The organism is Neobacillus niacini (assembly GCF_030817695.1).
GTDB lineage: Bacteria > Bacillota > Bacilli > Bacillales > Cytobacillaceae > Neobacillus > Neobacillus niacini_F.
In genome coordinates this window covers 224,283-246,352 of record NZ_JAUSZQ010000002.1, presented here as the reverse complement: position 1 = coordinate 246,352, position 22,070 = coordinate 224,283, and the positions used below count along the sequence as shown (strand labels likewise).

Annotated in this window: 16 protein-coding genes, 2 rRNA genes and 1 pseudogene; 16 read left to right on the top strand and 3 right to left on the bottom strand. The window is 41.2% G+C overall.

The window, feature by feature from the left end; genetic code table 11:
• The first annotated feature begins 150 nt into the window (after positions 1-150).
• The 6 genes and pseudogenes from rplM to QFZ28_RS01385 all read left to right on the top strand — a co-directional run bounded on the left by rplM (position 151) and on the right by QFZ28_RS01385 (position 6,534).
• Positions 151-588 carry a 50S ribosomal protein L13 gene (gene rplM, locus QFZ28_RS01410; protein WP_045516499.1) on the top strand — a complete coding sequence of 146 codons (438 nt, stop codon included), beginning with the start codon at positions 151-153 and terminating at the stop codon, positions 586-588.
• 20 nt (positions 589-608) lie between these two features.
• Positions 609-1,001 (top strand): 30S ribosomal protein S9, encoded by a 393-nt coding sequence (gene rpsI, locus QFZ28_RS01405; protein WP_283863042.1) that lies wholly within the window; start codon positions 609-611, stop codon positions 999-1,001.
• Positions 1,002-1,332: 331 nt separating this feature from the next.
• Positions 1,333-2,672, top strand: a pseudogene (locus tag QFZ28_RS29650) (serine hydrolase domain-containing protein); the annotation flags it as partial.
• 30 nt (positions 2,673-2,702) lie between these two features.
• Positions 2,703-3,143 (top strand): hypothetical protein, encoded by a 441-nt coding sequence (locus QFZ28_RS29645; protein WP_373428105.1) that lies wholly within the window; start codon positions 2,703-2,705, stop codon positions 3,141-3,143.
• Between the two features lie 27 nt (positions 3,144-3,170).
• Positions 3,171-5,243: a glycoside hydrolase family 3 protein gene (locus QFZ28_RS01390; protein WP_307193045.1), complete on the top strand. Its 2,073-nt coding sequence runs from the start codon at positions 3,171-3,173 to the stop codon at positions 5,241-5,243.
• A gap of 40 nt (positions 5,244-5,283) precedes the next feature.
• Positions 5,284-6,534, top strand: coding sequence for an exo-beta-N-acetylmuramidase NamZ family protein (locus tag QFZ28_RS01385; RefSeq protein WP_307193044.1), 1,251 nt, complete (start codon positions 5,284-5,286; stop codon positions 6,532-6,534).
• Positions 6,535-6,766: 232 nt separating this feature from the next.
• Here QFZ28_RS01385 and QFZ28_RS01380 read toward each other — a convergent pair whose 3' ends face one another.
• Positions 6,767-7,591: a hypothetical protein gene (locus QFZ28_RS01380; protein ID WP_307193043.1), complete on the bottom strand. Its 825-nt coding sequence runs from the start codon at positions 7,589-7,591 to the stop codon at positions 6,767-6,769.
• Positions 7,592-8,504: 913 nt separating this feature from the next.
• On the opposite strand from QFZ28_RS01380, the gene QFZ28_RS01375 reads away from it, so the two are divergent.
• The 6 genes from QFZ28_RS01375 (at position 8,505) to QFZ28_RS01350 (ending at position 13,974) form a co-directional block, all read left to right on the top strand.
• Positions 8,505-9,221, top strand: coding sequence for a hypothetical protein (locus QFZ28_RS01375; protein WP_307193042.1), 717 nt, complete (start codon positions 8,505-8,507; stop codon positions 9,219-9,221).
• A 420-nt stretch (positions 9,222-9,641) separates the two neighbouring features.
• On the top strand, positions 9,642-11,075 hold the full coding sequence (gene nhaC / locus QFZ28_RS01370; protein ID WP_307193041.1) for a Na+/H+ antiporter NhaC: 1,434 nt from the start codon (positions 9,642-9,644) through the stop codon (positions 11,073-11,075).
• Between the two features lie 153 nt (positions 11,076-11,228).
• Positions 11,229-11,396 (top strand): hypothetical protein, encoded by a 168-nt coding sequence (locus QFZ28_RS01365; protein WP_307193040.1) that lies wholly within the window; start codon positions 11,229-11,231, stop codon positions 11,394-11,396.
• A 100-nt stretch (positions 11,397-11,496) separates the two neighbouring features.
• Complete coding sequence (locus QFZ28_RS01360) at positions 11,497-11,940, top strand: YbaK family protein (RefSeq protein WP_307193039.1); 444 nt, start codon at positions 11,497-11,499, stop codon at positions 11,938-11,940.
• Between the two features lie 126 nt (positions 11,941-12,066).
• The gene (gene cwlD / locus QFZ28_RS01355; RefSeq protein ID WP_307193038.1) at positions 12,067-12,795 is read left to right on the top strand and encodes an N-acetylmuramoyl-L-alanine amidase CwlD; all 729 of its coding nucleotides are present in this window, start codon (positions 12,067-12,069) and stop codon (positions 12,793-12,795) included.
• 123 nt (positions 12,796-12,918) lie between these two features.
• Positions 12,919-13,974: an Mrp/NBP35 family ATP-binding protein gene (locus QFZ28_RS01350; protein WP_307193037.1), complete on the top strand. Its 1,056-nt coding sequence runs from the start codon at positions 12,919-12,921 to the stop codon at positions 13,972-13,974.
• Positions 13,975-14,035: 61 nt separating this feature from the next.
• On the opposite strand, the gene gerD is transcribed toward QFZ28_RS01350, so the two are convergent.
• Complete coding sequence (gene gerD, locus QFZ28_RS01345) at positions 14,036-14,602, bottom strand: spore germination lipoprotein GerD (protein ID WP_307193036.1); 567 nt, start codon at positions 14,600-14,602, stop codon at positions 14,036-14,038.
• Between the two features lie 152 nt (positions 14,603-14,754).
• Between gerD and QFZ28_RS01340 the strand changes: the two genes are divergently transcribed.
• On the top strand, positions 14,755-15,435 hold the full coding sequence (locus tag QFZ28_RS01340; RefSeq protein ID WP_307193035.1) for a KinB-signaling pathway activation protein: 681 nt from the start codon (positions 14,755-14,757) through the stop codon (positions 15,433-15,435).
• Between the two features lie 498 nt (positions 15,436-15,933).
• Here the strand turns inward: QFZ28_RS01340 and pdaB are convergent, their stop codons facing one another.
• Positions 15,934-16,686, bottom strand: a complete 753-nt coding sequence (gene pdaB, locus QFZ28_RS01335; protein ID WP_307193034.1) for a polysaccharide deacetylase family sporulation protein PdaB — start codon at positions 16,684-16,686, stop codon at positions 15,934-15,936.
• A gap of 139 nt (positions 16,687-16,825) precedes the next feature.
• Here pdaB and QFZ28_RS01330 point away from each other — a divergent pair, with 139 nt between their 5' ends.
• The 3 genes from QFZ28_RS01330 to QFZ28_RS01320 all read left to right on the top strand — a co-directional run bounded on the left by QFZ28_RS01330 (position 16,826) and on the right by QFZ28_RS01320 (position 22,005).
• Positions 16,826-17,056 (top strand): hypothetical protein, encoded by a 231-nt coding sequence (locus QFZ28_RS01330; RefSeq protein ID WP_307193033.1) that lies wholly within the window; start codon positions 16,826-16,828, stop codon positions 17,054-17,056.
• Positions 17,057-17,328: 272 nt separating this feature from the next.
• A 16S ribosomal RNA gene (locus QFZ28_RS01325) occupies positions 17,329-18,878 on the top strand.
• A gap of 190 nt (positions 18,879-19,068) precedes the next feature.
• A 23S ribosomal RNA gene (locus tag QFZ28_RS01320) occupies positions 19,069-22,005 on the top strand.
• The 16S and 23S rRNA genes sit together here, the layout of an rRNA operon.
• Positions 22,006-22,070: the final 65 nt, after the last annotated feature.

Below are 22,070 nucleotides of genomic sequence, written 5' to 3'. Positions count from 1 at the left end.
GGAAAGTCTTCATCGTGATTGAAAATATATGAACTTAAAAATTGACGCACAATGGCGTTACCGTTTATTCCCGGAACAGAACAAACGATAAGCGCTTATGAAGGTGCGAAAAAATAATCTTTTTATGGATTTAAATTAGGAGGGAAATTCATGCGTACAACGTTTATGGCTAACGCCAACAATATCGAGCGTAAATGGTACGTGATTGATGCTGAAGGCAAAACTCTTGGACGTCTTGCTTCTGAAGTAGCAGCAATCTTACGTGGTAAAAATAAACCAACTTTTACACCACATGTTGACACTGGTGATCATGTTATCATTCTTAACGCTTCTAAAGTTGAATTAACTGGTAAGAAATTAACTGACAAGATCTACTACCGTCACACTATGCACCCAGGTGGTTTAAAAACTAGAACTGCTCTTGAAATGCGTACGAACTATGCTGAGAAAATGATCGAGCTTGCTGTTAAAGGTATGCTTCCAAAGAATTCTCTTGGCCGTCAAACATTCAAAAAATTACACGTATATGCTGGCAGCGAACATCCGCACCAAGCACAACAACCTGAAGTTTACGAACTTCGCGGTTAATAAAGAGGGAGGGAATTAACTTGGCACAAGTTCAATATATTGGTACTGGTCGTCGTAAGAGCTCTGTCGCACGTGTGCGCTTAGTTCCAGGTACAGGTAAAATCCTAATTAACGGTCGTGACATCGAAGAGTATATCCCATTTGAAGCTTTACGTATGGTTGTTAACCAACCATTAGTAGCTACTGAAACAAAAGGCAGCTATGATGTTCTTGTAAACGTAAGCGGCGGTGGATACACTGGTCAAGCTGGCGCAATCCGCCACGGTATTGCTCGCGCATTACTACAAGCTGATCCTGAATACCGTCCAACATTAAAGCGTGCAGGTCTATTAACACGTGACCCACGTATGAAAGAGCGTAAGAAATACGGACTTAAAGGTGCACGTCGTGCTCCTCAGTTCTCAAAGCGTTAATTTTCAATCTTACAAAGGCTCTCAACCAATTTGGTTGGGGGTCTTTTTCTGTCCAGTTTTTTTCATATTAAGGGGAAGGGTGAAGGACAAATCTCAAGAAGCCAGCGGAGGATTTGTCCTTAAGAGGAGGGATGAAGGACAAATCACAAGAAGATTTATCCTGTCCAATCAATAGTTTTAGACAACTTGCTTTAGCGGGTTGAAACAGGTATCTTTTTAGAGAATTGTATGTAACCCCAATGTTTTCTGAAATGAAATTTCAAAATACCTTGATTTATTTTAAAAAATAATGCTAACGACCTGCCCCTTATGACCTGCAAAACGGTCTGTTATGAGACTTATGTGGTATGGACGATTGTGTACTATAACCGATATGCTTTTACTATATCCTGTAAGCGTTACCGGTATTTCCGTATACATAGGGGAAACCCGCCTACTATTCATTCAAGGAGGGCACATGAAAAGAAAAACATTTATGATAACAGCCGTTTGTACGATGCTGCTGGGAACATCCACTGTTTTTGCCAATAATGAACTTTCAAGTAATCAAACCATTGAAGAGAAAGAAAAACTCACTATCCCATCTAAGAAACCACACCCTGTCTTTACATGGAATTCCACTATCATTCCTGTTTCAAGCGTACTTCATCCAAGCTCTACACGAGGAGCTGGGATGGTGAAAGCTCCACTCCAACAAATCGATCAGATGATGAAACAAGCCATTTCACAAAAATTAATGCCTGGAGCTGTGGCATTTGTCGCGAGAGCTGGGAAAATTGTTAAAAATGATGCTTATGGCTATTCAGTTCAATACATCGATGGTAAGTTTACCGAAATGGAAAATCCTATTCCTATGGAAAATGATACAATTTTTGACTTAGCGTCGATCAGCAAGATTTTTACCGCTACGGCTGTGATGATTCTTTTTGAAAAAGGATTATTTAACCTGGATGACCCTGTATCAAAACATATCCCTGCATTTGCTGCTAACGGGAAAGAAAACGTAACGATTCGTCATTTGCTAACCCATACATCTGGTTTCACTGCTTGGATACCATTATATTCACTGGGGAGTTCAAGAGAAGAAAGGCTGAAGCTGGTACTAAACCAGCCATTGAAAAATGCATCAGGTGCGACATACGAATACAGCGATTTAAACATGATTACGTTAGGCATGTTAGTAGAGCACTGGTCTGGTACTCGCCAGGATGAATTCGTCCGGGAGCAAATCACAGAACCTTTAGGGATGAAGGATACGATGTACAATCCCCAGCTTCATTGAAACACCGCATTGCTGCAACTGAATACCAGACTATACCTAACCGAGGTCTCGTGTGGGGAGAGGTGCATGATGAGAATGCGTGGTCTTTAGATGGAGTGGCAGGGCATGCTGGTGTATTTTCAACAGCAAATGACTTAGCTAAACTTGCCCATATTTTTATTAATGAAGGTAAGTATGGCAGCAAAAGAATCTTAAAACCTGAAACGGTACAATTACTGCTGCAAAATCAGAACGCTGCATTCCCTGGCAATGACCATGGATTAGGCTGGGAGCTTGGTCAGGGCTGGTATATGGACGCTTTATCAGAAGGTACATTCTCCTTTGGCCATACGGGGTATACAGGGACTTCTATTGTAGTAAGCCCGAACAATAAAACAGTTGCGATTTTACTGACCAACCGTGTCCATCCGTCTAGAAATATGGGATCAATGAACCAAACCCGCCGTTTATTTGCTAGAAATGTAGCAGATTCAATTCCTGTCTCAATTCCTGGTAAGAGTGAAGCTTGGTTTGCAGGGTACGGCGATAAGCTTAATCGAATTATGGAAAGTGATCTAGATTTAACTAAGGATACAAAACTCACTTTCTCCACTTGGCATATGATTGAAAATGTTTGGGATCGTGGGTCTGTAGAGATTTTTAGAGATGGCAGCTGGCAGCAGCTTGCCTTATTGACAGGCACAAGTAATGGCTGGGAAAAGAAAGAATTGGCTATACCGAGTGATGTAGCGAAAATACGATTTGTCTATCAAACGGATGGATCTACAAATTCCCGCGGATGGTATATTCAGAATCCAAAACTCGATTCGGGAGATTTACTCTCTTTTACAAAAAATGAATGGGAACTAAGGGATTATTAAATAAAGCATCACTTGAGGAGGAGAAACATGCGAAAATTAGTAAAGACATTATTCACCTCGTTTCTAGCATTTGCGCTATTGTTAACAGGAATTCCATTGTCAGGTGCAGCAGCTGCTTCGGATATTGAAGATTTAGTGATAGACCTCAATGTTCCACAAGTCACACGAGAAGTAACAAATAACAAGCTTAATTTAAACGCCCTTCATGTTTATGAGGATGGCCGTTTTATGATGGCGTCTGAGAACTTAACTTGGAAGTCTTCCAATAAGAATGTTGCATCTGTATCTAACGATGGAGAAGTAACGTTATCTGGTCACAATGGTAAGACATTTATATCTGTCAGCGATGGTAGTTATAGCGATAGAATTTCGATTCAATTCAAAGGAAACCAAGAAAAAGTGGTTATTGAAAAAGAAGAAGGCGCACGCTATGACCTTATTGGTAATGCTATCAAGCATATGAGCATGGAAGAAAAGGTCGGACAAATGCTTATGCCTGATTTCAGAACCTGGAAGGGTCAAAATGTAACAGTAATCAACGATGAAATTGCCAAGCTTGTAAAAGATTATCATCTTGGCGGTGTGATTTTATTCCGTGAAAATACGGTGACAGCCGATCAAACAACAAAGTTAGTCAGTGCCTATCAAGACGCTGCGGAAAAGTATGGAATGTTAATTTCGATTGACCAAGAGGGTGGAATCGTAACACGTCTGCAGACTGGTACCGATATGCCTGGAAATATGGCTCTTGGGGCCACACGCTCAGAAGAAACGGCTGAAAAGGTTGGAAAAGCGATTGGGCAAGAGTTGAACGCTCTTGGAATCAATATGAATTTTGGACCTGTGCTGGATGTAAACAACAATCCAGATAATCCGGTAATTGGTGTCCGTTCATTTAGTGAGAATCCTGAGTTAGTTGGAAAATTAGGTAATGCCTATATTAAAGGTCTTCAGGAAACGGGGACCGCGGCAACTGCGAAGCATTTTCCAGGTCATGGAGATACTGCAGTTGATTCCCATGTAGGACTTCCATCGGTGCCTCATGATATTGACCGTTTGAAAAATGTAGAACTATATCCTTTCCAACAGGCAATGGATGCAGGAATCGATGCGATAATGTCAGCACATGTGACGTTCCCGAAAATTGATGATACAAAAGCTATTTCTAAAAAGGATGGAACAGAAGTCTCTGTTCCAGGTACGCTTTCCCACAAGATATTAACAGGTCTAATGCGCGAAGAAATGGGTTTTAAAGGAGTTATCGTTACGGATGCCATGAATATGGGTGCAATAGCAGATCATTTTGGTCCTGTTGATGCAGCAATACGTGCGGTTAAAGCTGGTGCAGACATTCTCTTAATGCCGGTTGGGATAGAAGCTGTAGCAAATGGCATTTATGATGCTGTTGCATCAGGCGATATTTCGGATGATAGACTAGAGCAATCAGTTGAAAGAATCTTAACACTAAAGTTAAATAGAGGAATCGTTAAGGCTGAAGTGGAAAAGAACCTCGACGAAAAGGTAGCGAATGCACTTAGAGTAGTCGGTTCAGCTGAACATAAAGCAGTTGAAAAAGAAGCAGCAGAAAAGTCCATCACTCTTGTAAAAAATGATTCAGTTCTCCCACTTTCTGTTTCTCCTGAAGATAAGATTGTCGTAGTTGGAGGTTCTGGATTCTCGATTAATTTGCTTGCAGATGAGGTTAAAAAGCATCATCCTGCTGCCGTTTATATCAATGCCTCTGATAAACTTACTGAAGCGCAGTTAGCACAAGTACAAGGAGCGAAATATATCATTGCAGGTACCTACACTTCTAGTGTTAGTGGCAGAGCACAAAATGCCAGTCAAATGGTGATGACAAGACAACTTATCGAGACCGGTGTACCTGTCATTGGGGTTGGGGCTAGGAATCCTTATGACATTATGTCCTATAAAAATGTAGATGCCTACCTGGTTCAATATGGTTTCAAGCCAGCAAGCTTTGAAGCAGCTGCAAACACCATTTTTGGTAAAAAAAATCCAACTGGAAAACTTCCAGTTACGATTTACAATCTTGATGGCAGTGTTTTATATGGGTATAATCACGGGCTAGGGTATTAAAGGTATAACTATAGATAGTTCAAAAGAGGAGGGGCATTTTTTGAAAAAGTGGTTAACTGGTTTATTGGTTCTCGTTCTACTACTGTCTACAGTTTCTGCAGCGATGGCCAAGAACGATAAAGATAAAAAGAATAAAAAGTTCCGTTTGGGTGTCGAGGTTTTGCTGCAGGATGAAATGGATTTGATTAAAGATAAACGCGTAGGGTTGATTACCAATCCAACAGGAGTCGATCAGAACGTTACAAGCATCGTAGATTTACTCTACAATAATCCCGATGTGAACCTGACTGCTCTTTACGGTCCTGAGCATGGTGTCCGCGGAAGTGCGCAGGCAGGTGCGTATGTTGAACAATATACAGATGAAAAAACAGGACTTCCTGTTTACAGCTTATATGGAAAGACAAAAAAGCCAACACCTGAAATGCTTAGCAATGTCGATGTATTGTTATTTGATATACAAGATGTAGGAGCACGTTTTTACACGTACATTTACACGATGGCGTTAGCTATGGAAGCGGCAAAGGAGAATAATATTCCTATTATTGTTCTTGACCGCCCGAATCCAATCAGCGGGACAAAAGTGGAAGGACCTGTACTTGAGGATAAATACTCTTCATTCATCGGTGAATATCCGATACCTGTCCGCCATGGGATGACAGTAGGGGAATTAGCAAAGCTGTTTAATAGTGAATTTGGTATTGGCGCTGATTTAACGGTAGTAGAAATGGAAGGCTGGAAGCGGAACATGTATTTCGATGAAACGCCATCAGAATGGGTCCTTCCGTCACCGAACATGCCTACTTTAGAAACTGCAGTTGTCTATCCAGGGGCTGCCCTTATTGAAGGAACAAATGTTTCGGAAGGAAGAGGAACAACAAAGCCATTTGAATTGATTGGCGCACCTTTTATTAATGGCGACAACTTGGCGTCAAAGTTAAACTCATACAAATTACCTGGTGTCACCTTCCGGGCCGCATCGTTTATACCAACTTTCTCGAAACATGCGAATGTCTTAAGCCATGGTATTCAAATTCATGTTACAGACCGAAATGCATATAAGCCGTTTGAAACAGGTTTGTATATCGTTAAAACGATCCACGATATGTATCCAAACGATTTCCAATTTAGAGCACCAAGTGCAGCGGGAATCTCCTTCTTTGATAACCTTGTCGGCAATGGCTCTATTCGCGCTGATATTGAAGCGGGCAAGACTGTTGAGGAAATGAAATCGGCATGGCAGTCTAGCTTAGATGAATTCAACGAGATTCGTGGAAAATATTTATTATATTAATATGTGTGAAGAGGCCTTCTTTTTAGGAGGTCTCTTTTTACAGTAAAATGTATTGATTAAAGTAGAAACCTGACTGGAAAAGTCGAAGTTTGTATTTTCAGGGAAATAATAAACTATTTTTGTTGAATTATAATATACGGAAATCGGACGGTCATGAAGTGAAATAACAAAACCTGTGTAAGGGTTGATCGGGAATAAAAAAAGGGCTTTAGAAGGCCCTTTATTCAATCAGTTAAATATCAAATTCTTTTCGAAGTACAATTATATAGGAACTGTCTACCCCTAGTAATTCTGCTAAAATCTTTTCATTCGCCTTTGGGTTCTCTTTCAGCAATTTTTTAAGCATTTTCTTTTGTGCTTTACGCTCTGTCTTCAACATCTTATTTTTTTCTTTATCGTTCGTCTCTGCTTTCAGCCCCGAACTTTCTACATTAGCTTCCGGCTCTGCTTTTAGCACCGAATTTTCTTCTGTAGTGTCCTTCTCTGCTTTCAGCCCCGAACCATCTTCAGCTTGTGATTCATTTTGTTGGCTGGTTAATAGTGATAATTCCCCGTTTAACAAATCAAGTTTTTCTTTGTACTCTCCAATCAATGTTGTTTGATTCTCATTGGTTGCATTCAACTCGTCAACTTTTTTTTGAAGTTCTGCGATTTCCTTTTTGCTGTTTTTTAGACTCACAGTAAATGACGTAATGATTTGTTCCTTGGTGCCAATTACTTCTGTTAGATTTTGCAGCTGCATTTCTTGATCAGCTACAAGACTGCTTAACCCCCCAATCAATGATTGGTTTTTTTCATTGGTAGCTTTCAATTCGTCTATTTGATTTTGAAGTTCTGCTATTTTTTTATTGCGGTTTTCAAGGCTTGCGGTAATTGAAGCTATATCTTCCTTTTTAGTTGCCAATTCTTCTTTTAAATAGATTTCTCGTTTTAACATGTAAGCCGCTAACTCATTTATACGAATCGTAAGTGCCTCAAGTTCAGAAAATACTTTATCACCGTTTGTTCCGTTTAAATCATGAATCTCATTATCTACATTGAAATTACTATCTGTCATTTCTTAATCTCCCCTTTTTGTTCACTATTTAAGTCTAAAATAATAATCATAGATTCAAGAGAATCTATCACATACTTATAATAAAATATGAAGTTAAAGGAAAATTGCTTGGACAAGTATCTAAAATTAATGATAAATAATAAAAGAATTTTGTTTATATTTTTGGTTATGAAAGTAGCAGCGAATGATAGGATGGATGTTTATCAAAATTCACTCTTACATGACAAATCACTTTAGATAATGTTATATCGATGGACTGCGCAAAGCTAGAGAAGAGTGCGAACAATAAGCCATTTTACGAAAAATTGGAGTTGGTGACAAAGAAATTAATATAACAAGGAGTGAAGTAAATTTTAAACGACTGGTTAAAGTAGAAAAATCAGTTAACAAGTCGAAGTTTGTATTCTCAGGGAAATAAAAGTCTTTTTTTAGCTGAAAATTCACAGATAAATATATTACGGTACTATTCATATTATACAATCGTATCGCTAGTCGATTTGAGTACATAAAAAATAACAAAAACCATTATATCGTCACGCGATACGGTCCAGCCTTAAGATAGTATTGATAGTGACGTTACTGTATTGATAGGATAGAGACCCTAATACAATCATAATGTCAATCTAAATGTTATTTAAATAGGATTACCGTCTCTTTTTTTATGTATCGCTAGTCGATTTGAGTACATAAAAAATAACAAAACCATTATATCGTCACGCGATACGGTCCAGCCTTAAGATAGTATTGATAGTGACGTTACTGTATTGATAGGATAGAGATCCTAACACAACCATAAGTCATTCTATATTAATAATCCGATTACCGTCTCTTCTTTATCGTATCGCTAGGTGATATGGCTCTTGCAAATTTATCTATAAACCTTCATTATTTACTATAAAAAAGGTGGTTTGAAATGCGAAATGATATTCAACCGTATGAACGCTCTTTCTCTTCCAAGGAAGTGGCTGAGGAAGCCGGGATTGCAACACCTACTGTTCGGAAGTATGGCCAAATCCTAGAGCGGAATGGCTATGTGTTTTTAAAAGAAGGAGATCGTCGGATTTTTGTTCAATCCGACATTGAAGCGCTTTTAGCGTTACGCGATACAGACAAGCCCCTAGACGATACGGCTAAAGAAATCGCCCGGAAACAAAAAGAAAGATTAGAAGGATTTAGTGAAACAGAGATAGCGGTAGCCGATACATATGAGAATTTACCTCAAGACCCCAATCAATTAAAAGAAATATTATCCTATTTAGCCAATGAACTTGCTGCCACACGTGAAATGAATGTCCAAGTGATAAACGATATGACAGATCTTAAAACTACCGTTTCGAGACTAAAGCAGGATCATCATGATTTAAGTGCTAATATTTCAAATTCAGCACAAAAAACTCAAACTAGGATAGATAAATTATCTGAACAAGAAAAGATTCATTACGAAACATTGCTAGAACAGGAAAAACAAAAGAGCGAATACTTACAAAAAGAATTACAAAATCTTCGGGAAGAAATGAAAAAAGAGTGGCTTTCACAAAATGACTTTAATAAACGTTTAGAGAAAGCTATTCAAAAACCTAAAGATAAATGGGAGTGGATTTTCTCCATTTTCGGTAAGAAAGGTTCTTGAGGCTAGAGGTAGTCTACTTTCAAAGACTCTCAATCAATTTGATTGGGGGTCTTTTTTATGTAAATATGCGTTTTTACACAGAAGATAGCTGTAGCATGAAAAATTTTTATAGACAGAAAGAAAAGAGCAATGTATATTATTATTTAAATATAATACTTTAGTGCTTAAAAGCGTTTTAGTGCAAAAGTAAATAAGTGCCTGCAGTTATAGTAGAATTATCATTAGCAGCAAAAAGAGACCGGATGAAGGTGAAAATTCGGGCAATGATAAATTTGAAATACAGCTGCCTTGGACGGGCAAATTTTTTAAAGAGGGCGGGAGCAATTCCTGCCAACTAGGGTGGTACCGCGAAGTTCCTTCGTCCCTATAGCCGAAGGGGCTTTTTTGCGCTTATTTCTAACTTCTTAGGGGGAGATTTTTATGGAGCAACAACAAAAGGTTCTGGTCATTCGACCAGTCGAAGCGGCATTTATTGCTGTACTCTTAATGGGGATTATCGGTTATCTAATTATCGGCATTAAAGTAGTTCCACAAATTGCAATAATCGCAGGGATCGCCCTGTTGCTTATATATGGTGTGGTAAAGAAAGTGAACTTTCTTGAGCTCGAAGCAGCTATGGCAATTGGAGCAAAATCTGGAATAGCCTCGATTATGATTTTCTTTTTTATAGGGATGTTAATCAGCAGCTGGATGGCAAGTGGTACAATTCCGACGTTTATTTATTTAGCTGTCGATTTAGTCTCGGGGAAATTTTACTATGCTATAGTTTTTGTAGTAACTTCTATTATCGGCGTTAGTATAGGAAGTTCCTTAACAACAGCTGCAACATTAGGAGTAGCCTTTGTTGGAGCAAGTACCGCACTGGGCATTTCCCCAGTAATTACTGCGGGGGCAGTCGTTTCTGGAGCGTTCTTTGGGGATAAAATGTCGCCTTTATCTGATACGACAAACCTTGCTGCGAGCATTGCAGGTGTAGATTTATTTGACCATATAAAAAATATGTTATGGACCACAATCCCAGCCTTTATTTTTTCGCTAATTGTTTATGTAGTGATTTCTCCAACGGAAACAGAACAAAACATTAAACAAATGGGAATCCTTAAAGGGGAATTAATCACTCTAAACCTTGTACACTGGTACTCACTTCTGCCCTTTATTATCCTAACTATACTGGCTGCCAAAAAAGTTCCTGCTATCGCGACGCTTTCCGCTGGCATTCTTTCCGCTCTTTTAATTTCTGTTTGGATGAATGGAGGAATTGACAGCAAAGGATTGTTTGATTTACTCTATTCCGGTTACAAATCTGCAAGTGGAGTCCAAGAAGTCGATTCAATGCTGACAAGGGGCGGAATGGAGAGTATGATGTTCAGCATATCAGTAATTTTGCTGGCACTAAGCATGGGAGGACTTCTCTTCAGACTGGGCATTATTCCGGCGCTTATATCGCTTTTACAAGTTGTATTAACCCGTGTTTCCCTTTTAATTAGTACAACTGCTGGACTTGCGGTAGCTGTTAATTTTATTATTGGGGAGCAATATTTATCAATCCTGTTACCTGGAAATGCTTTTAAAGAACATTTCAAAAAGGCTGGCTTAGAACCGAAGCATCTTTCAAGGGTGCTCGAGGATGCCGGAACGGTCGTCAATCCTCTCGTCCCATGGAGTGTCTGTGGGGTGTTTCTGGCTTCAGTCCTCGGGGTGCCTGTAGCTGATTACTTTCCGTTTGCATTATTTTGCTTATTTTCACCATTGCTAACATTAATTTATGGTTTTACAGGTTTTACCCTTCCTAAACACGGGAAAAAATACAGTTTTAAAGTTTCTATTCGTTTCCCACAGTTTTTAAAGCGTTAATATTAAAGAACTCCCGACCATTTTTGGTTGGGGGTCTTTTGTATTTTAAGAAAAATAGTTCTTTTTGAAATTATCCTGACTTATTTGGGCGTTAAAGTAATAGTACAAGGTTCAGCTAGTACTAGAGCCTAATAATGTCAGGAGGTAATATAAATGAATAAGTTAGTATTAGGGTTAACGGTTGCAGGTGTTTTATTACTGGGAGGTTATGCAACCACGACACTTGCGAATGATGACACAACGAGCAGCACAGGCACATGGAGATTTAATTTTAACCGAAAGTCGAAGCAGAGGAAGCACATTCTCATTAATTTGGAATAAAGAAGACCCGATACGATAAAAATTGGCAATCGAAAACGCTTTTGAATTTGAATTTCTTATGCCAATGGGATGAAGAATAGTCCTAAGAGGTGAAAAGCGAGTGACTGTCATTACTACCTTTAAAGAAAAGCGTCGCGATAAACAAATCAAATACGAGCGATCCGTTCTAAAGGACTTGTCTGTAAAAATGTTAAAAGAACGGGTGCAGCAATATTTTGGTTCATCCAAAATTGCTTCAAGTTTTATCATGAATACAGGTATTGAAGAAGCGTGTTATGATGTAGCATTAGAAGCCTACCTATTAGGTGCTAAATTTAGCAAATTTGGGTATTATGGTGAAAATATAGATGATGTGCGAAAACGTTGTTATAGAGAAGAGAAGCATTTAATTGATACACTCTACAATTTCCTCCTTTATTGGGGAAATGGTGAAGAAGGAACCATGAGCGAAACGCTATATTACTCCTGTGAGGGTTATATTGATGTGTGGTGGAAAGAAGGGTACGAAAAAGCTCAAAGACGCCGCAAACTGCGATTACATTAATAAAATGACTTAACATAGCACCAGGATGAACGATTATCCTGGTGCTTTACATTTCTTCCTGTTCTAAACGAGTCCCTTGTCCCATATAGTTAAGTGAATAGGGACGAGCGGGAAGGAATGATTTGGGTGTCAAAGAAAAAATTAAAGGTCATTGGTTTTTCTGTTGGCTTACTTCTTTTATTTCTGATTTTACAATATGATTTTGTAAAGGAAAATACGTGGGGCGACTCCTGGAGTCTTCCACTATCCGGCAAAATCATCTTACTTGACCCAGGACATGGCGGTCCAGATGGTGGAGCAGGAAATTCCAAAGCGTTAGAAAAAGACATTGCCTTGGATATTTCATTAAAAGTCAGAGACTATTTGCAGGAACAGGGAGCCTTAGTGGTTATGACCCGTGAAACAGATAAAGATTTAGCAGATAAAGATACAAAAGGATATAGTAGAAGAAAAGTGGAAGATTTGAAAAAGCGTTTAAAAATGATAAACAACTCTGATAATGATCTTTTTGTCAGTATTCATTTAAATGCCATTCCGTCAGCAAGATGGAGTGGAGCCCAAACATTTTATGCGTCTCATTTCAAGGAAAATGCCAAAGCAGCGAAATTCATTCAAGATGAGCTGATTGTTAATTTAGAAAATACGACGAGAAAAGCAAAACCAATTAATTCCGTTTATATTTTAAAAAATGCTAAAAAGCCTGGAGTGTTAGTAGAGGTAGGCTTCCTCTCGAATCCAACTGAAAGAGAGCAATTAAAAAAAGAGGCCTATCAGGAGAAGGTAGCAGCGTCCATCTATCAAGGTGTCCTTCGTTATTTTACTAATGAAAAAGAATTAAAAATCGAAGATGAATAAAGGTGTTTAATCACCTTCTTTTTTTTGAAACAATAATGGGTGTGATTCATTTAACTGATTCTTGAAAAGAATATGGTATACTGAAAACTGGAAACGAATTCATTAGGTGAGGTGTTTGTTTACATGTTAACAGAGTTAAAAGTACTTGAAGTACTAGGAAGCTTAAAAGAACCATTTTTACATAAAACCTTAGCTGAATTAAATGCGATTGAAGAAATAAAAATTAAAGAAGAGAAAAGCCATGTTAGCGTAAAACTGCAGATTGCAAAAACCGGTACTGCTGAACAACTGCAGCTTCAAACCCAAGTGGTTAATTTGCTAAAAGAAGCAGGTGCCCAAACAGTTGGAATCCGTTTTAGTGAGCTGCCAGAAGAGGTATTAGCGGAACATCGTTCTGCAGCAGGCGAATCTGAAGGCGAGGGATTGCTTTCTTCTAATAAAACAACTTTTATAGCAATTGCAAGTGGTAAAGGCGGAGTTGGTAAATCAACTGTATCTGTTAACCTTGCTGTGGCACTCGCACGACTAGGTAAAAAAGTCGGATTAATTGATGCGGATATTTATGGATTTAGTGTTCCCGATATGATGGGAATTACTAAAAGACCAGTTGTAAGAGGCGAAAAAATATTACCTGTTGAGCGCTTTGGAGTGAAAGTCATTTCAATGGGCTTCTTTGTAGAAGATAATTCTCCTATTATCTGGCGTGGTCCGATGTTAGGAAAAATGCTAAATAGCTTTTTTAATGAAGTAGAATGGGGAGAAATTGAGTATTTACTGTTAGACCTGCCTCCTGGAACAGGAGATGTCGCATTAGATGTTCATACCATGCTGCCTGCTTGTAAAGAAGTAATCGTAACCACTCCACATCCAACGGCAGCTTTTGTAGCAGCGCGTGCTGGGGCTATGGCATTACGCACCGATCATGAAATTCTAGGTGTTATTGAGAATATGGCATACTTTGAAAGTACGTTAACAGGTGAAAAAGAATATGTATTCGGTAAAGGCGGCGGTGACAAATTAGCCGAAGACCTGAACACAGAAGTACTTGGGCGCCTGCCGCTCAATCAGCCTGATTGGAATGATGATGATTTTGCACCATCAATCTATCAAGAAGACCATAAATTAGGAAAAATTTATTTAGAAATTGCAGAAAAAATGACAAGCCGTTTGAAAAGGTAAATGAAAAGAAATGCCTCTTCCAATAAGTCGGAAGAGGCATTTCTTTATTTTGCACTACGAGCTATTTTTTCTCTGCTGCTTGCTGTGTTTCTTCCGCTGCTTTTAAGAGTAATTCCTGCATTTTTACTTTATAAAGAGGGCTTTCAAGTGTTTCAGAAATGACGGTTTGAAGATGTTCTCGATACTCTTTGCTTTTTAGCGCGTCTGCCATTTCTTTTTGAATTTCAGGTTCTTTAAAAACCTCAATCATCATGGCTCGATACTCAGGGTCCTTCATTAAATCCTTTAATAGCTGCTCATTCTCGGTTCGCATGTTTTTTGCTACGCCTTCAGCAAATTTAGCATCACTAAAGGTTTTCTTCCAAATTTCTGTCGCAGCTTCAGAGGTTAGGGTTTGTTGAATGGTATCAGACACCACTTTTTGGTCCATTACTAGGGTTTCTTTCATTTTTTCATCAGACATTACCTCTTGAAGGGCTTTCTTGCCATCATCTGTTTTGAGTATATCAACAACCATTTTCTTTGTTTCTTCATAATCTATTTGTTCTCCGCCGCCAGCTTCAGGAGAGGCACAACTAGACAGAAGCATAGTGACCAGCAAGGGGAGTATCAGCTTATTTCCTTTCATCTAAAAAGCTCCTTTCACATAATAGTCCTTAATTTTTAGGATGAAGAAAAGCACCTTAGATTATGCGTACAGAAATGGAAAAGATGGATTTTTTATTATTGGATTGGTACAATCAGAATGGTATTTATTTTTTGTTATTGGAGGATAATTGTGTGACGAGTCGTATTTGGGTTAGGCTGTTTATGACTACGCTATTAATTGGCGGAATTACATCAGCAATTGTAGGTTTTATTATCAATTGGAATGATTATGTGCACTATTTTGCTGATTTTCGAGTTATCAATATAATATCCGCCTTATTTTGGTTTATATTATGGGGCATTCTTTATAGTGTTGTTAGTCAAATGGGCTTCTTTGCCTATCTAACAGTTCATCGCTTTGGCTTAGGTATCTTTAAATCCGTTTCACTTTGGAATGGAGTTCAAGCAGTTTTAATTCTATTCGTGTTATTTGACCTTGTGTATTTACGTTATGAGACCTTTGCGAAATCAGGGGACAGCCTTCTACCTTATATCGGACTGGCAGCCTTGTTGTTAATTCCTGCATTGGTAACGGCCTGGTACAAAGCGAAACAAACAAATCGAGAAGCGTTTATCCCAGCACTCTTTTTTATGATTGTGGTTACCGTTATAGAATGGTTCCCGGTGTTACGTGTAAATGACTCAAGCTGGATTTATCTCATGTTGTTTTCCTTGCTAGCTTGTAATGCTTATCAAATATTAATTCTTCATAAACTAAATATGCAATCACAGCAGCATAGAGAAAGTAAGCAATCTTCTACTAATAAAATAACAAAATCCCCAAAAAAACTAAGTAAAAAAACCGTCCAATGAAGTTAGTAAAGGCTTTCGTTTTCGGGTGCTTTCTTAATTAAAAGTCACAAGAATTGACTTATGAATGAAGAGAGTCCGCACTTATCGGTTGGGGGATCAGGTTAGATTAAGCACCTGAGCTGATAAATAGACGGAAAAATTCCGCCTAATTAGTAATTATTTTAAAAAAATGCTTAAATAAACGGAGAGATTCCGCCTATTGGCTCGAAAAATTGGAAAATGGGAGATTTTTCTTTGCATAGACGGAAAATCTCCGCTTATTTTACTTTTGCTGGTTACTCGAATAAGGAAAATCCAAGTAAACACCCATTTTGATGCATTACGGTGAGGTTTTATAAAAATAAGGTTTTTGTATTCCTAATAAAGAAACTCGCCAATGGCGAGTTTTACTTTTTTTATAACAATAACGACGCCAAAATGACTGTCATTTCGGACGTATTTTTAGAAAAGCACTTCTAAACGAACCCTTTATGAAGTTAGGCGGACTTTTTTTTATTCCTATTTGATTTCCTTTGACTCAACGACTCCATTAGCAATAAGCTGTGAGACCGTTACTAGCTTCAAGCCTTTTCCCTGTAATTCCTGGATAATTCCAGGTAAAGCATCTGCAGTCTGTTTAGCAGAATCTGAGGCGTGGAGAAGAATGATATCTCCTTTATCAGCCTTCTTAACATTTTCTTGAATTATTTTTACTCCTGGGTTGGTCCAATCCTTAGAATCTACACTCCAATGAACCATCGTGTACCCATATCGTTCCGCTACTTTTAAGGAACGTTGATCAAAATGACCAGTAGGAGCCCGGAGAAGCTTGATGTCTTTAATATTTAACTTTCTGAAGGCTTCCTTTGCTTTTGAAATATCTTTTCCAATCTTACCTTCTTCCAATTCTGAATAATCCTCATAGGCATAACCAAGAATACCAATTTCATATCCTTCTTTGACAATCCGGCTGACAATATCAGGGTGCCGCTCAGCCCACGAACCAGCTAAAAAGAAGGTGGCCGCTTTTACATTTTCTTTCTTAAGTGCATCCAAGATGGGTTCTGCTTTTTCATCGCCCCAGCCAATATTAAAGGTAAGAGCTATATCCTTTTCCCCTCGATAGACGGCCTTAGGACCGTCCTTTGTTGAAAAAACAGGAGATAAAGAGAGATTACCCATAAATAAAAACAATGCGGTGAAAAAAGCAGCAATTACTACTAGAAGAATTTGTTTTACAGATCTGCCATTTAACACAAAAAAGAAATTCATATATACCACCTCGTCCATTGCAATCCTTGTCTCATACCTATGCGTATTTTTAAATTAATATGATTAAGAAAAAATAATTATAAATTTTCCTAATTTGGAACAGACTACTATAACTACATAAATCATAAAGGGTGATTCAATGTTTGGGTTTCTCATTAATCAAAAAGAAGTAAAAGAAATGGAATATCTGATAAAGCGTGAGATGGATGAGATATTATTTGATTTAAAAGATGATCGTATTGACCATATAGTAAAGCGTGCAATGGAAGAGCGGTATAAAATTTTATTTACGCTTTTTAAAAGAGTAGCCTCACCAAATGAATGTTTAAAGTACATGAGAAGGGATAATAAGAGCAGGAAGAAAGGATAATAACCTTTTTAAAAAAGTATGAAACTAATTTAATATATTTTGTTGACTTTTAAATAATATGTTGGTATATTAATAAACGTCGCTGCTGACGTAAAATAATAACTTAAAAAAAGTTATTGACTTTGCGATGTAGTGATGGTATATTAATAAAGTCGCTTTTGGGCGACACGATGAATTTGTTCTTTGAAAACTAAACAAACAAGAACGTCAACAAAAAATTTTTTAGCTTTTTATAAAAGCTAAGCCAACGTAACAAATGAGCTAAATCAACTTTCTTGGAGAGTTTGATCCTGGCTCAGGACGAACGCTGGCGGCGTGCCTAATACATGCAAGTCGAGCGAATCTTAAGGTGCTTGCACCTTTTGATTAGCGGCGGACGGGTGAGTAACACGTGGGCAACCTGCCTGTAAGACTGGGATAACTTCGGGAAACCGGAGCTAATACCGGATAATCCTTTTCCTCTCATGAGGAAAAGCTGAAAGTCGGTTTACGCTGACACTTACAGATGGGCCCGCGGCGCATTAGCTAGTTGGTGAGGTAACGGCTCACCAAGGCGACGATGCGTAGCCGACCTGAGAGGGTGATCGGCCACACTGGGACTGAGACACGGCCCAGACTCCTACGGGAGGCAGCAGTAGGGAATCTTCCGCAATGGACGAAAGTCTGACGGAGCAACGCCGCGTGAGCGATGAAGGCCTTCGGGTCGTAAAGCTCTGTTGTTAGGGAAGAACAAGTACCGGAGTAACTGCCGGTACCTTGACGGTACCTAACCAGAAAGCCACGGCTAACTACGTGCCAGCAGCCGCGGTAATACGTAGGTGGCAAGCGTTGTCCGGAATTATTGGGCGTAAAGCGCGCGCAGGCGGTCCTTTAAGTCTGATGTGAAAGCCCACGGCTCAACCGTGGAGGGTCATTGGAAACTGGGGGACTTGAGTACAGAAGAGGAAAGCGGAATTCCACGTGTAGCGGTGAAATGCGTAGAGATGTGGAGGAACACCAGTGGCGAAGGCGGCTTTCTGGTCTGTAACTGACGCTGAGGCGCGAAAGCGTGGGGAGCAAACAGGATTAGATACCCTGGTAGTCCACGCCGTAAACGATGAGTGCTAAGTGTTAGAGGGTTTCCGCCCTTTAGTGCTGCAGCTAACGCATTAAGCACTCCGCCTGGGGAGTACGGCCGCAAGGCTGAAACTCAAAGGAATTGACGGGGGCCCGCACAAGCGGTGGAGCATGTGGTTTAATTCGAAGCAACGCGAAGAACCTTACCAGGTCTTGACATCCTCTGACACTCCTAGAGATAGGACTTTCCCCTTCGGGGGACAGAGTGACAGGTGGTGCATGGTTGTCGTCAGCTCGTGTCGTGAGATGTTGGGTTAAGTCCCGCAACGAGCGCAACCCTTGTTCTTAGTTGCCAGCATTCAGTTGGGCACTCTAAGGAGACTGCCGGTGACAAACCGGAGGAAGGTGGGGATGACGTCAAATCATCATGCCCCTTATGACCTGGGCTACACACGTGCTACAATGGATGGTACAAAGGGCTGCAAGACCGCGAGGTTTAGCCAATCCCATAAAACCATTCTCAGTTCGGATTGTAGGCTGCAACTCGCCTACATGAAGCCGGAATCGCTAGTAATCGCGGATCAGCATGCCGCGGTGAATACGTTCCCGGGCCTTGTACACACCGCCCGTCACACCACGAGAGTTTGTAACACCCGAAGTCGGTGGGGTAACCGCAAGGAGCCAGCCGCCTAAGGTGGGACAGATGATTGGGGTGAAGTCGTAACAAGGTAGCCGTATCGGAAGGTGCGGCTGGATCACCTCCTTTCTAAGGATAATGCAGTCCTTGGCGGACTGATAAACGTTGACCGTTACTTGTTTGTTTAGTTTTGAGAGTGCAACTTCTCTCATTATATGTTGTTCCTTGAAAACTAGATAATCGTAAGAAGAAGTCAAAGTAAAACCGAGAATCGCCACATTAGTTTTTCTCTCTTATTTAATAAGAGTATAACCATTTAGGTTAAGTTAGAAAGGGCGCACGGTGGATGCCTTGGCACTAGGAGCCGATGAAGGACGGGACTAACACCGATATGCTTCGGGGAGCTGTAAGTAAGCTTTGATCCGGAGATTTCCGAATGGGGGAACCCACTGCTCGTAATGGAGCAGTATCTTTACCTGAATACATAGGGTATTGAAGGCAGACCCGGGGAACTGAAACATCTAAGTACCCGGAGGAAGAGAAAGCAAACGCGATTCCCTGAGTAGCGGCGAGCGAAACGGGACATAGCCCAAACCAAGAGGCTTGCCTCTTGGGGTTGTAGGACACTCAACATGGAGTTACAAAGGAACGGGGTAGATGAAGCGATCTGGAAAGGTCCGTCATAGAAGGTAAAAACCCTGTAGTTGAAACTTCGTTCCCTCCTGAGTGGATCCTGAGTACGGCCGGACACGTGAAATCCGGTCGGAAGCTGGGAGGACCATCTCCCAAGGCTAAATACTCCCTAGTGACCGATAGTGAACCAGTACCGTGAGGGAAAGGTGAAAAGCACCCCGGAAGGGGAGTGAAAGAGATCCTGAAACCGTGTGCCTACAAGTAGTCAGAGCCCGTTTACGGGTGATGGCGTGCCTTTTGTAGAATGAACCGGCGAGTTACGATCCCATGCAAGGTTAAGTTGAAGAGACGGAGCCGCAGCGAAAGCGAGTCTGAATAGGGCGTATGAGTATGTGGTCGTAGACCCGAAACCAGGTGATCTACCCATGTCCAGGGTGAAGTCCAGGTAACACTGGATGGAGGCCCGAACCCACGCACGTTGAAAAGTGCGGGGATGAGGTGTGGGTAGCGGAGAAATTCCAATCGAACTTGGAGATAGCTGGTTCTCTCCGAAATAGCTTTAGGGCTAGCCTCACGTTGTAAGAGTCTTGGAGGTAGAGCACTGTTTGGACTAGGGGCCCTCATCGGGTTACCGAATTCAGACAAACTCCGAATGCCAAAGACTTATCCGTGGGAGTCAGACTGCGAGTGATAAGATCCGTAGTCAAAAGGGAAACAGCCCAGACCACCAGCTAAGGTCCCAAAGTTTACGTTAAGTGGAAAAGGATGTGGAGTTGCTTAGACAACCAGGATGTTGGCTTAGAAGCAGCCACCATTTAAAGAGTGCGTAATAGCTCACTGGTCGAGTGACTCTGCGCCGAAAATGTACCGGGGCTAAACGTAACACCGAAGCTGTGGATTGACACCGTATGGTGTCAGTGGTAGGAGAGCGTTCTAAGGGCGTTGAAGCTAGACCGTAAGGACTGGTGGAGCGCTTAGAAGTGAGAATGCCGGTATGAGTAGCGAAAGATGGGTGAGAATCCCATCCACCGTATGCCTAAGGTTTCCTGAGGAAGGCTCGTCCTCTCAGGGTTAGTCGGGACCTAAGCCGAGGCCGAAAGGCGTAGGCGATGGACAACAGGTTGATATTCCTGTACCACCTCTTTATCGTTTGAGTGATGGGGGGACGCAGGAGGATAGGGTAAGCGCACTGTTGGATATGTGCGTGTAAGCAGTTAGGCTGGTAAGTAGGAAAATCCGCTTACCGTTAAGGCTGAGCTGTAATGCCGAGGGAAATATAGTACCGAAGTTCCTGATTCCACACTGCCAAGAAAAGCCTCTAGCGAGATAAAAGGTGCCCGTACCGCAAACCGACACAGGTAGGCGAGGAGAGAATCCTAAGGTGAGCGAGAGAACTCTCGTTAAGGAACTCGGCAAAATGACCCCGTAACTTCGGGAGAAGGGGTGCTTTTTGAGGTGAATAGCCTCGAAGAGCCGCAGTGAATAGGCCCAGGCGACTGTTTAGCAAAAACACAGGTCTCTGCGAAGCCGCAAGGCGAAGTATAGGGGCTGACGCCTGCCCGGTGCTGGAAGGTTAAGAGGAGGGGTTAGCGCAAGCGAAGCTCTGAATCGAAGCCCCAGTAAACGGCGGCCGTAACTATAACGGTCCTAAGGTAGCGAAATTCCTTGTCGGGTAAGTTCCGACCCGCACGAAAGGCGTAACGATCTGGGCACTGTCTCAACGAGAGACTCGGTGAAATTATAGTACCTGTGAAGATGCAGGTTACCCGCGACAGGACGGAAAGACCCCGTGGAGCTTTACTGTAGCCTGATATTGAATTTTGGTACAGCTTGTACAGGATAGGTAGGAGCCTGAGAAACCGGAGCGCCAGCTTCGGTGGAGGCGTCGGTGGGATACTACCCTGGCTGTATTGAAATTCTAACCCTCACCCCTGATCGGGGTGGGAGACAGTGTCAGGTGGGCAGTTTGACTGGGGCGGTCGCCTCCTAAAGAGTAACGGAGGCGCCCAAAGGTTCCCTCAGAATGGTTGGAAATCATTCGCAGAGTGTAAAGGCACAAGGGAGCTTGACTGCGAGACCTACAAGTCGAGCAGGGACGAAAGTCGGGCTTAGTGATCCGGTGGTTCCGCATGGAAGGGCCATCGCTCAACGGATAAAAGCTACCCCGGGGATAACAGGCTTATCTCCCCCAAGAGTCCACATCGACGGGGAGGTTTGGCACCTCGATGTCGGCTCATCGCATCCTGGGGCTGTAGTCGGTCCCAAGGGTTGGGCTGTTCGCCCATTAAAGCGGTACGCGAGCTGGGTTCAGAACGTCGTGAGACAGTTCGGTCCCTATCCGTCGTGGGCGCAGGAAATTTGAGAGGAGCTGTCCTTAGTACGAGAGGACCGGGATGGACGCACCGCTGGTGTACCAGTTGTCTTGCCAAAGGCATCGCTGGGTAGCTATGTGCGGACGGGATAAGTGCTGAAAGCATCTAAGCATGAAGCCCCCCTCAAGATGAGATTTCCCATAGCGTCAAGCTAGTAAGAACCCTGAAAGATGATCAGGTTGATAGGTCAGAGGTGGAAGCGCGGTAACGTGTGGAGCTGACTGATACTAATCGTTCGAGGACTTAACCAATTTTAAAGCGAACTCGTTTTACAAACTTCTTCTGAAATTATCTAGTTTTGAGGGAATGAATTTTT